This is a genomic window from Clostridioides sp. ES-W-0018-02 (assembly GCF_020658175.1).
Lineage (GTDB): Bacteria > Bacillota > Clostridia > Peptostreptococcales > Peptostreptococcaceae > Clostridioides.
The window spans coordinates 1-12,105 of the sequence record NZ_JACVVY010000001.1; the positions used below are offsets into that span (position 1 = coordinate 1).

At 27.0% G+C, this 12,105-nt stretch carries 10 protein-coding genes; 7 read left to right on the plus strand and 3 right to left on the minus strand.

Going from position 1 to position 12,105, the window contains the following annotated elements; translation table 11 throughout:
* On the minus strand, window positions 1-1,964 hold a 1,964-nt coding region (locus IC219_RS00005; protein ID WP_227853315.1), incomplete at its 3' end, for a serine hydrolase domain-containing protein.
* A 208-nt stretch (window positions 1,965-2,172) separates the two neighbouring features.
* Between IC219_RS00005 and IC219_RS00010 the strand changes: the two genes are divergently transcribed.
* A complete protein-coding gene (locus IC219_RS00010) occupies window positions 2,173-2,472 on the plus strand; it encodes a rhodanese-like domain-containing protein (RefSeq protein ID WP_227831151.1) in 300 nt (99 codons plus the stop codon).
* Between the two features lie 303 nt (window positions 2,473-2,775).
* Here the strand turns inward: IC219_RS00010 and IC219_RS00015 are convergent, their stop codons facing one another.
* Together IC219_RS00015 and IC219_RS00020 are read right to left on the minus strand one after the other, a co-directional pair.
* Complete coding sequence (locus IC219_RS00015) at window positions 2,776-3,345, minus strand: TetR/AcrR family transcriptional regulator (protein WP_227831150.1); 570 nt, start codon at window positions 3,343-3,345, stop codon at window positions 2,776-2,778.
* Window positions 3,346-3,548: 203 nt separating this feature from the next.
* A complete protein-coding gene (locus IC219_RS00020) occupies window positions 3,549-5,777 on the minus strand; it encodes a YhgE/Pip domain-containing protein (RefSeq protein ID WP_227432838.1) in 2,229 nt (742 codons plus the stop codon).
* Between the two features lie 291 nt (window positions 5,778-6,068).
* On the opposite strand from IC219_RS00020, the gene IC219_RS00025 reads away from it, so the two are divergent.
* The 6 genes from IC219_RS00025 to IC219_RS00050 all read left to right on the plus strand — a co-directional run bounded on the left by IC219_RS00025 (window position 6,069) and on the right by IC219_RS00050 (window position 12,016).
* A complete protein-coding gene (locus IC219_RS00025) occupies window positions 6,069-7,844 on the plus strand; it encodes an ABC transporter ATP-binding protein (protein ID WP_227831149.1) in 1,776 nt (591 codons plus the stop codon).
* Window positions 7,845-7,856: 12 nt separating this feature from the next.
* Window positions 7,857-9,680 (plus strand): ABC transporter ATP-binding protein, encoded by a 1,824-nt coding sequence (locus tag IC219_RS00030; RefSeq protein ID WP_227831148.1) that lies wholly within the window; start codon window positions 7,857-7,859, stop codon window positions 9,678-9,680.
* Window positions 9,681-9,798: 118 nt separating this feature from the next.
* On the plus strand, window positions 9,799-10,344 hold the full coding sequence (locus IC219_RS00035; RefSeq protein ID WP_107594844.1) for an NADH peroxidase: 546 nt from the start codon (window positions 9,799-9,801) through the stop codon (window positions 10,342-10,344).
* Between the two features lie 164 nt (window positions 10,345-10,508).
* Window positions 10,509-11,120 carry a dienelactone hydrolase family protein gene (locus IC219_RS00040; RefSeq protein WP_227831147.1) on the plus strand — a complete coding sequence of 204 codons (612 nt, stop codon included), beginning with the start codon at window positions 10,509-10,511 and terminating at the stop codon, window positions 11,118-11,120.
* A gap of 452 nt (window positions 11,121-11,572) precedes the next feature.
* Window positions 11,573-11,782: a FeoA family protein gene (locus IC219_RS00045; RefSeq protein WP_227432843.1), complete on the plus strand. Its 210-nt coding sequence runs from the start codon at window positions 11,573-11,575 to the stop codon at window positions 11,780-11,782.
* A 12-nt stretch (window positions 11,783-11,794) separates the two neighbouring features.
* Window positions 11,795-12,016, plus strand: a complete 222-nt coding sequence (locus tag IC219_RS00050) for a FeoA family protein (RefSeq protein ID WP_227432844.1) — start codon at window positions 11,795-11,797, stop codon at window positions 12,014-12,016.
* The last annotated feature ends 89 nt before the right edge of the window (window positions 12,017-12,105 follow it).

Consider the following 12,105-nt stretch of genomic DNA (forward strand, 5'->3'; position numbering starts at 1 on the left):
TTTGCTATATCATCGCCAATTTTGTACCATTTTGCATACCCTTTTGAATCTATTTGATATGTAAAAGATTTTTCTGATGATAAATTAGTTAGGGAATCTTCACTTACATATGTTTGTGTTGCAAATTCTAGGTATTCTGTACCATTTTCTTTATATAGTTTGATATCACTCAAATCACGACCCATTACACCAGGTATTTCTATAAAAGCATTTGAATTATTCTCATCTATTATTTTAGTATTAGCTAAAAAACCTGGAGTTTTATCAGAAACACCAAGAATTGCTTTAACAGAACCAAGCATATAGTGTTGAGAACTATATTTTTCATCCACTATATAGTAGCCTTTTTCACCTCTTTTTTCCCATGCTTCTTTGACACTATCTGATATATCATTGTCATCTACCTTTTGAGCTACGTAGTATAAACTTGCTGTCTGACCTAATCCAGGAACATCATCATAAGAGCTCATATTTAAATATGTGATATTATTTTTTTCTTTTACAAATTTTAGGCAACTATTACCTTTTTCAGATACAAATCTATCTTGACCTATGTATACATATTTATCTTCAGGTCCATTTTCTATGTATGGAGAAGATACTGTTAAAGTACCATTATCATTAACATCGATTTTTAGCATATTTGAAGAAGCATAAAGTCCACTATTTTCTTTTAAGTAACTTGGCATTTTGACTTGTTGTGGCTTACTAAATGTTTTATCAGGTTTTATTTCTTTAATTTTACCTTTTTCTTTTAATGCAGATAGTAAAATTTCTTGTCCGATTACTTCGTTAAGTTGACTACTTCCACCAGAAGAAACAACTGCAACTGCCATATTTTCATCTGGAAGCACTGTAAGATTACTATGGAATAATAAAGAATCTCCACCTTTTGTAAGTGCTTTTAGATTATATTGATTAAATGGATAAGTGTTGACACAATCCCATCCTAAACCATATCCAAGGATAGAGTCTTCTCCCTCAGGCCATAGACCATTTAAATATTCTTTATTTTCCATAGCTTTTACTGAAGCAGGAGAAAGAATTCCATTTGATTTTTTCATAAATGTTTGTGCAAATGTACATAGATTTTCTGCACTTGAATATAAGCCACCCATACCTATAGTATTAAAGTTATCTTGTGGAACTGCATCTTCCCAATAAGGTACATAGGCTTTTGCAAGTCTTGAACTATCAAAGCTATTTTCTGGAGTTTTTGTGTTTTGTAAGTTAAGTGGATTATTTATGTACTTATCAAGAAAATTAGTAAATGACATACCAGATACTTTCTCTACTAAAATTTCAGCTAAAGTAAATCCATCATTACAATAAACGGAAAAAGCTCCTGGCTTAGCTTTTAATCTTTGTTTCTTTAATTCTTCTAAGAAATTATCATGACTATAAGAATCATTGTCTCCCAATAAAAGGGCATTTTTTAAACTTCCTCCCATTAGCCCTGATGAGTGATTTAATAACATTCTTGGAGTGATTTCTTTATATCTATCATCAGCCATCTTAAATTCAGGTATATATTTTACAACAGGAGTATCTAAATTTACTTTTCCCTGTTCAACCAACTTCATAACAGCTGTAGTAGTAAATACTTTACTGATAGAGGCAATATTATACATATTATCCTTAGTTAAATTTTTATTATCTTGTTTGCTGTAGACTCCACCATTTCCAGAAATCTCAATTTTACCATTATCAATTAGAGCATATTGAGCGCTTACAGCTCCGTATTTAGATAGTAAAGTTTGAATTTTCTCTTTAGCAAGAGCTCTAGTTTTTGTGTAAGACTCCGAACCTTTACTATAATCATTTAACTCTATATCAGAGCTTTGATACTTATCGGAGATATTGTTTGTGTCATTATCAGCAAAAGTAATACTTGGAGTAGCAGTAAATAACATACTAAGTACTAATGTGCTAGATAATAACTTACATAATCTTTGCTTAAACATATTAAATTACCTCTTTTCCCTTTTAATAATTATAATTAGCATAACATTCTTAATTATTTTAATCAACAGATTATTGTTTTAAGAAAAGTGTATTTATAATAAGTATACATTTTATATATATGAGAAAAATAAAAATACAATATTTTGTTATCTGATAAAAAATAAAGGGTATAAGTAATATATAAATAAAATGGAGGAATCTTAAATTATGTACAAGACTATAAATAAAAATCAACTTAAGGAAATGATGAAAAATGAAAAAGATATTTTATTGTTAGATGTAAGAACTAAAGATGAATTTAATGAAAGTAAAATAGAAAATGCGATAAATATATCTTTACAAGAGTTAATTAATAATATAGATGAAATTTATGAATATAAGGATAAAAAGGTAATAGTTTATTGTAGAAGTGGTCACAGAAGTGTTACAGCATGTAATTTATTAGCCGAAGAAGGTTTTAAGCATTTGTATAACTTAAAATCTGGAATAACTGATTATATGAATTAAATACTTAGGTTATGTTAGGTGAAGTAATTTAATATTAAATTTTTATGATATGCTTTTATAAATTATAAAGGCATATTTTTATTTAAAGAAAATAAAGCTAGAATATATGTAAAAGTTATATTTATTTTTTAGAGGAAGAGAATTACAAAGGATTAATGTAACTACAAGTTTATCTAAAGATATGCAGAGTGGTATAAAAAGTGTCAATCTGTGTATCTTTAGATATAGAAGTAAGAGATAGAGTATAATGCTAAATTGTATTTGTAAAATATATGTATCTCTGATTATTGAGCTGGTATATATTTAAATATTCATAAGATAAGTTAGAAAAGAACGAATTCTTTCTATCTTTTCATCATTAGAAATGTCATTACGTAGTAATATACCTTGTTGACCGTATACACAAAAGTATGCTGTTGTATCGGAATCAGGAACATCAATTTCTCCTCGCGAATGAGCTAGTTCAATTTGTTTTTTTACAATTGGCAAAAGCTTTTCACAGACTTTTAAAGATAACTGGTCATGAATTTTTTTGTTTTGTTCTCCATGACATATTTTGTAATAAAGATTATCATCAGTTTCTATATCAATAAATGTTGGTACTTCTTCAATTATTTGTTTTAATGTTTTATTTTTATCGTTTAGTATAGATAGCATTTTATCTACTAAAGTTTGTGCATACTGATCTATAGCACTATCAAATAAGATTTCTTTTGATGGAAAATAACGATAACATAAACCTTGTGCAACATTCATATATTTTGCAATATCATTAATAGAAGTTTTTTCATATCCATTTTCATAAAATAACTTCATTGCAGTATCTAAAATTTCTTGTCTACGCTCATTAGGTTCTTTAGTAATACGTGGCATATAATAGCATCCTCCTTCTGATTTCAAGTACATAATAGCATATGGGATTTTGAAAGTCAATGAATGAATATCAGTCATTTATAAGTAATTGTGAGGGATAGTCTATTAACTAGAAAAAGGTAGTAACTGAGAAGCTACTACCTTTAATATAAACTTAAACTATAGATTATTTTTATAGGATTTTTAAAGATATAATCAAGTGTTTAATGTCCAGTTAAATTACTATCACCAAATTTTTTGTTAAATGGTTTTATAACTCTATTTATAGGCCCTTTTAAAAGTACATTTAAGCAGATGAACAAAATCATAAATAATAGTAATACTAATACATCCTTAATTAAATTTGGAGGATATATACCACCAACAGCCTCCCTTGTGGCACCTATTGCGTAAGTAAATGGCATTATAGGGTTTATTCTTTGGAAGAATGTAGGTGTAACTTGTATAGGGAATGTACCACCAGAAGAACCAATCTGTACAACTAGTAGTACTATTGCAATTGCCTTTCCTATATTTCCAAACACAGACACTAAAGAGTAAACTATAAAATTAAACACCATACTAGTAAACATGAGTAGAATTATTAGTAAAATTGGATGTTCTGCTGTTACTCCTAATAATAATATATCTCCAGTTCCAATTATAAATCCTTGAACGAGGGCTATACTTAAAAAAGTAAGTCCTCTTCCAAAATAAATCTCATAAGGTTTATAGTTTCCATGTACAGATGTAGATAATAATGCTGAAAGCAGTAATATACCTACCCATGTAGAAAGAACACTATAAAATGGTGTCATTGCAGAACCATAGTTGGCAATTGGATATAATTTTTCTGTCTTTACTTCAACAGGTTCCTTTAAAAAGTTTGATTTTGTCAATATATCACTTTCAAGTAAGTTAACTAATTTTTTCATATCCTCGCCATTGCTAATTTTACTTAAAGTATCAACTAAGTCATCCAACATTCCTTTTGCCAAAGGCAGTTTTTCTCTTATTAATGATATACTTTCTTGTGCATTTCCTGAAAGACTTAAAGAAGTAGTAAGAATTTCTTCAACCTTTGGAAGTTTTGCTTCTGCTTTATCTAAAACAGTAATTATATCATTTGCTACATTTATGCTTTTTTCAAATATACTGTTTATAGGTTTTGATATTTTTGAGTCAAAATTATTCAAAATATTTAAATTAATTCTTCCTATACCATTTGATAAACTTAAAACATTATTTAAGGCACTTATAGATGGCTGTTGCCCAGATATAACCTTATCTTTAATATCATTTAATGTTGATATAGAAGAATCTATTTTATTACTGGAATCTTCAAGGCTATTTATTACATCATCCAGTCTATTGTTGGATGTAAGCTGATTCAATTTAGTTAAAAAATCTTCTAAAGTATCATTTAAAGATTGTAAGTTAGAAAGCTTTTCTGATAAATTGTCTATCAATTTTGGTACATCTTCACTTCCACTGTTTACAGCATCAATTAAATTTAATGTAAGAGAAGAAGCAGAAGATGAAAGGTCAACCATTAAATTTAAATCAGACTTTATAAGAGGAGAAAGTTCATCTACATTGTTATTTGTATCCTCTAAGAATTTTTTTACATCACTTGATAATAATTTTGTATCATTTAAAGTCTTTTTAATTGTAGGTAAATCAGCCTTAATATCTCTAACTGTACCTGATAATTTTGAAGTAGCATCAGCAGCTAAATCGACCGTTTTATTTATATGGTCAAATCTTTTTTGAAGGTCCATAAGAGAGTTTTCAACTTTTGTTAGTTTTGGAAGACCATGTTCAATTCCTGCACCAACTCCATTTGATACACCAAGAACTATTTCACTCACTGTCTTTATTATTGTTTGATTAACTTGTAACTGTATTGCAGAAGCTCCCTTGTCAGTAATCTTTGGTGCAACTGCATTTATCTTTTCATTTACTGTATAGATAAGTTCACCCTTTTTGACATCATCTGTAATTAGGGAAGTTAAATCTTTTGTGAAATTCTTTGGAATCTTAAGTGATGCATAATAAGTACCTTTTTTAACACCTTCAAGAGCCGTTTTCTCATCTACAAACTGCCAACCTAAACTTTTATTATCTTTAAGTTGTTCAATTAACTGGTCTCCGATATTAATTTTCTGTCCTGCTATCTCATTACCTTTATCTTCATTTGTTACTGCTACAAGCATATTAGCAGTACTCCCATATGGGTCCCAAGATGCTTTTATGTTAAACCAAGCATATAAAGATGGTAAAAAAGCAAGTCCTACAACTATTATAAGTACTGCATAATTTCCACGTATATCTTTTAGGTCATTTTTAAAAATTTCTAATATATTTTTTAAACCCTTTGAAGGTCTTAAATTTTTCATATTATTCCAGTTTAAAATTTCTTTTAAACCATTTGTTTTTTTCAAATCTCTCACCTCCTGAATATTTTAATAGATAAAAAAGTTAGATTTATAATCAATTTTAAATTATATTACTTTTTACACAAATAGTAAAGTTAAAGTTTTGTCTTAATTTTAATACATATATATTATATATAATAGTATGCTATAAATATATATAAATATGGGAAATAAAAACAAATAATTTATAAAATATATAGTATAAAAATTAAGAATAAATCAAATATTTATAATTGATATAATCAATTAAATTATTGATTGTGATATACTTTTAATAGTTAGAAAATGCTATGAAGGGATGGTTGAATGAGGTATTTTAAAAAATATATAAAAAAATATATAGTGTTGTTTTTAACAGCAATATTTTTCTTAACATTGGAAGCTTTTTGTGATTTGGCACAACCAACTATAATGGCTAAAATAATTGATATAGGGGTTTCAAATAAGGACTTAGATTACATATTATCAACGGGAGCATTAATGATAGGTATAACTTTTTTAGGAGCAGTATTTTCAATAATAAGAAGTATAATCTCAGCAAGAGTTTCTCAGTGTTTTTCTTATGATTTAAGACAGGATGTATTTGAAAAGATAAATACATATTCATTGAAGCAAGTAGATAAATTTGGTAGAGCCTCAATAATAACAAGAATTACTAATGATATTAATCAGATACAATTATTTGTTCATGGAATGATGAGAGTTTTTATAAAATCACCAATTATGTGTATAGGAAGTTTAGTTATAGCGATAAAATTAAATTTAAAAATGTCAATAATTATTTTAATTGCAGTTTCAATTATATTTATTATAATATTGCTTAACATGAAGATTGGATATAAGTTGTTTAAAAAAGTACAAGAAAGTACAGATAAGATAAACTCAAAATTGAGACAGTTTTTAGGTGGAATAAAGGTAGTTAAATTATTCTGTAGGTATGATTATGAGAATAAACGTTTTGAAGAATTAAATAATGAACTTTTTCAAAATAGTAGAAAAGCCACAACAATGATGTCATTTTTTAGACCAACAATTACAATAATTATTAACATTGCTATAATAATAATATTGCTAATTGGGAGATATTTAATTTATTCTGGAGAAATTAAAATTGGAATTATAGTTGCCTATGTAAACTACATGACTAGAATATTAACATCACTTATAATGATTTCACACGTTTTTAATGTTTTTGTGAGAGCAAAAGCTTCTTATGAAAGAATAAGTGAAGTCCTAATTGATGAGAATGAAGAAGTAATTATCAAAAATACTGATTTAGATGCTAAAGAAAGAGAGTTAGAATTTATAAATGGTGATATAATTTTTGAAAATGTAGATTTTTCGTATAATAAAAATATAGATGAGAAGATATTAAAAGACATATCTTTTAAAATAAAAGAAGGGCAAAATATTGGCGTGATTGGTCAAACTGGTTCAGGAAAGACTTCTTTAGTCAATTTAATCCAAAAACTATATATAGTTGATAAAGGAGATATTAAGATTGGAGAGCATAGCATATACAGTATATCTAAAGATAGTTTAAGAGAAAAAATAGGTGTAGTCTTTCAAAATAGCAGTGTGTTTGGAAAGAGTATATCAGAAAATATAATTATGGGAAGTAAAGATATAAGTAAAGAAGATGTTGTAAAAGCATGCGAAATAGCAAATGCAAATCAATTTATAACAAAACTTGAAAATTCTTATGATGAAGTTTTGTTTCAAAGGGGTAAAAACCTATCAGGAGGACAAAGACAAAGAGTTACAATAGCTAGAGCTATAGCAAAAAAACCACAAATATTAATTCTTGACGATTGTTTTAGTGCGATGGACATCAATACAGAAACAGTTATAAGGAAAAATATAAAAGATTATATAAATAATTTAAGAGAAAATGAAAACAAGAAATGTACTATTATAACTATTTCACAAAAAATTAGTTCTATAATTGACTGTGATAAGATTTTAGTTTTAGATGAGGGAGAGGTGGTTGGATTTGCTGCACATGAAGATTTACTGGTTAGTTCTCCAACTTATAAAAAGATTTTTGAGTTGCAAAATCTAGTAAATGAAGATGTAAATTAAGGAGGAAGTGTATTGAATTTGAGTACTGGAAATCAAAAGGTGAGTAGACTAAAGAAAAAAGCAAAGCCTAAAGATTTTAAAAAAACATTTAAAAGAGTTTTTATGTACTTTAAAAAAGATAAAAAAATTACTAGATTAATTTTTTTACTAGTAATAATTGATTCAATTATATCAACTATAATACCATATACTCTTGGAAAAGTAGTTGACATAATAAATATTGATATATATTCAAAGTCTATTTTCTTAAAAGGAATACTTATTTTACTTTTATTTTATATAATTGAATTTTTAGTTAAGTTGTTCAAGGGGATATTTACAGCTAGATTATCTCAAAGCATAGTTAGAGATATGAGAAGTAATTTATTTCTAAAATTCAGGAATTTACCAATAACTTTCTTTGATAAGAGTCCTACTGGAGATATTATGAGTAGAGTAACAAATGATGTTGATAATATTAGTACAGGTATTTCAACTTCATTAGTACAATTAATTACAGGAATTTTGAACATATTGCTAACTTTCATTATGATGTTTATATTAAGCCCTATTTTAACTTTTTGCAGTATCGTATTAATACCAATAGTAATGTTTCTAAGCAATTTCATTGCAAAGAGGACTAGAGTTTTTTTTAAGCAACAACAAGTAGAATTAGGAAAACTAAATTCTCATATTGAAGAAATGATATCAAATATAAATGTAGTAAAAGCTTTTAATTATGAAAAAAAATCTGTAGGTGATTTCAAAGTAATCAATGATAGGCTTTTGAGTATTTCACTTAAATCACAGATTTATACATCTCTTTTAATGCCTATTATGAACGTAATTAGTAATATAGGATTTGCAATTATATGTATTATAGGTGGAGTACTTGCGTCTAAAGACGTTATAACTATAGGAGTTATAGCAAGTTTTTTAAGTTATGTAAGACAATTTACAAGACCTTTAAATGAATTAGCTAACTTATTTAATACATTGCTTTCAGCTGTAGCAGGATGTGAAAGAGTCTTTGAAGTTATGGATGAGCAAGAAGAAGAACAAATAAATAGTAACACTAAAAGTGACATTTACAACAATAAAAATAATAATTTAAAAAAATCTTTTATAAATGGAGATATTGAATTTAAAGATGTAAGTTTTTCATATGACTCAAAAAAGATTATTCTAAGTGATATAAACTTAAAAATCAAGGCTGGAACATCAAATGCCATAATAGGAGAAACTGGCAGTGGAAAAACGACAATTATAAATCTGATTACAAATTTCTATCAAGTAGAAAAAGGGAAGATATTTTTAGATGGGAATGATATATATTCAGTTGATAGGAATTGTTTAAGAAATTATTTTGGAGTAGTTCCACAAGAAAGTTATATATTTAATGACACTGTTATGGAAAATATAAGGTATGGAAACCTAACAGCAACTGATGAACAGGTTATATCTGCTAGTAAAATAGCAAATTTACACAAGTTTATAATTAAAATGCATGGAGGATATGAGACTGTTTTATCAGATAGGGGTGAGGATTTAAGTGAGGGGCAAAAACAATTAATTAGTATTGCTAGGGCGGTATTAAAAAATGCACCAATACTTATTTTGGATGAAGCTACGAGTAATATAGATATAGCAACTGAAGCTAAGATTCAAGATGCAATAAATAATGTGACTTATGGAAAGACTAGTATAATTATAGCTCATAGACTAAGTACTATATCAAATTGTAACAATATAATAGTTTTAGAAAATGGACGAATTGTAGAATCTGGAAATCATAAAGAACTAATGAAACTCAAAGGTCATTACTACAGAAATATACTGCTGACAAATCGAAATTAAAAATTAATAAAAAATTTTAAAAAAAATTGTTTGAAGGTATATGACACGGGTATATATAGACTAACTTAGAAAATAAAAAATTAAATTTGATATATAAAATATTAGGAGGAAATTAATTATGAAAAAATTTGTTTGTACAGTATGTGGATATATACATGAAGGGGATGCTGCACCAGCACAATGTCCAGTATGTAAAGTTGGAGCTGATAAGTTTGAAGAAATGAAAGGCGAAAAGAATTGGGCTGATGAGCACAGAATAGGAGTAGCTCAAGGTGTAGATGAGGAAGTAATCGAAGGATTAAGAGCTAACTTTGTTGGTGAGTGTACAGAAGTAGGAATGTATTTAGCAATGAGTAGACAAGCTGATAGAGAAGGATATCCAGAAGTTGGAGAAGCTTATAAGAGAATAGCTTTTGAAGAAGCAGAACATGCTGCTAAATTTGCAGAACTTCTTGGAGAAGTTGTAGTTGCAGATACAAAAGAAAACTTAAGAGTTAGAGTTGACGCTGAATATGGTGCAACTGATGGAAAATTAAAATTAGCTAAAAAAGCTAAAGAATTAGGATTAGATGCTATACATGATACAGTACATGAAATGTGTAAAGATGAAGCTAGACATGGTAAAGCATTCTTAGGATTATTAAATAGATATTTTGGAAAATAAATTTAATATAAATTAAGTAAACTTTTAGGAGTATTTCATTCATGGTTTTTAAAGATTATGAGTGAAATACTCCTTTTTGAGTAAATTAGATTCTAAAACAGTAAATTGACATGCATATAGGAATACATTAAACTAAGTATAAAAATATTGACTATTTAATAAAGGTGGTGGATAAACTGATTAAGTATACACATAAAAGTAATATAGCTATTGTAGTGCTACATGAAATTTATGGAGTTAACAATTTTATAAAGGATATTTGTGAAAAATACTATCAAGATGGATATGATGTATTTTGCCCTGAACTTTTGGGTAGCGGGAAAGTTTTCTCTTATTTAAAAGCTCAAGATGCATATAATTTTTTTATAAGTAATATAGGATTTAATATCTATGAAAAAGTAGAAAAACTTATAAATGATTTAAAATTAAAATATAAGCATGTATTCGTTATTGGATATAGTGTAGGTGCAACAATTGCATGGAGATGCAGTGAAAATTCCTTATGTGATGGAATAATTTGCTGTTATGGTTCTCGAATTAGAGATTATATGGATGTAATTCCAAAATGTCCTGTTTTATTAGTATTTGCAAAATACGATTCATTTGATGTTGAGTTTGTTGCCTCTCAACTTCTTGCCAAAAAACAAAATATTCAAATTGAAATCGCAGAGGCAAATCATGGTTTTGTTGATACATACTCAAAAAATTATTCCAATATTCATACACAAACATTTAATCTTCAACAAATAGAATTTCTATCTAAATATTCAAGTTAATAGAGAATATAATTATTTATAATAGAATTTAAACTTTGTTTGTCACACTCTCATACACAGAAGAAGAGAGTATGTCAAAATACATTTGTTTGTTGATATTTTAAAATTAGATAAAGACATTTTTACAGAAAAAGATGAAAGTAATAATGAAAATGTTTCCAAGTAAGAATTAAGTATATAAATAAATATAAAATAGATGAAAAATTATGTTAAGATAAATAAGATTTGTATGAGGAATAAAATTAATTGAGAGAAAAAATCAAAAGAATACAATAATCACTTGCAAAAACTATACTATTATGATAGACTTAAATCAAAATTAAGAATTGTAAAAAGAAGGAAAAAAATAGGTAATCATTTTAATGAACCACAATTTAAAAATAAGATACTAGAATTTAAATAGAAGGAAAAGTCTACATATAAATTTAAATTAGTATAAGGAGGAATATCGTATGCCATTAGTATTATCAAATATAGGAGAAGAAGTAGTTATAAAGAAGATTTCAGGAAGTGATAAGACAAGAACATTTTTAAATAGCATAGGATTTGTAGTAGGAACAAATGTTAAAATAATTTCTAAGATAGATGGTAATTTAATAATAGATGTAAAGGATACTAGAATTGCATTAGATAAAAAAATGGCAAGTAGAATAATAATATAGGGAGGTAGTAATATGAACAAGCTAAAGGATATTAAGTGTGGGGAAACTGTAAAAGTTAAAAAATTAGAAGGAGAAGGAGCTACACGAAGACGTATAATGGACATGGGAATTACAAGAGGTGTTGATGTATTTGTGAGAAAAGTAGCTCCTCTTGGAGACCCAATTGAAATAACAGTTAGAGATTATGAACTATCAATTCGTAAATCAGATGCAGAAAAAATTATTGTGGAATAATAAAGTTAATTATAGTAGAGTTAATGCAATTATATAGTGAGAATGATTTTCTGTATCAAAAATAATTTATATATCTAAATATTAATGGA

What these genes read in the sequence shown, in the direction of transcription:
- IC219_RS00045 (WP_227432843.1), top strand. Translation starts at nt 11,573, where the DNA reads ATGCCATTAGTATTATCAAATATAGGAGAAGAAGTAGTTATAAAGAAG.
- IC219_RS00025 (WP_227831149.1), top strand. Translation starts at nt 6,069, where the DNA reads ATGAGGTATTTTAAAAAATATATAAAAAAATATATAGTGTTGTTTTTA.
- IC219_RS00050 (WP_227432844.1), top strand. Translation starts at nt 11,795, where the DNA reads ATGAACAAGCTAAAGGATATTAAGTGTGGGGAAACTGTAAAAGTTAAA.
- IC219_RS00010 (WP_227831151.1), top strand. Translation starts at nt 2,173, where the DNA reads ATGTACAAGACTATAAATAAAAATCAACTTAAGGAAATGATGAAAAAT.
- IC219_RS00035 (WP_107594844.1), top strand. Translation starts at nt 9,799, where the DNA reads ATGAAAAAATTTGTTTGTACAGTATGTGGATATATACATGAAGGGGAT.
- IC219_RS00015 (WP_227831150.1), bottom strand. Translation starts at nt 3,345, where the DNA reads ATGCCACGTATTACTAAAGAACCTAATGAGCGTAGACAAGAAATTTTA.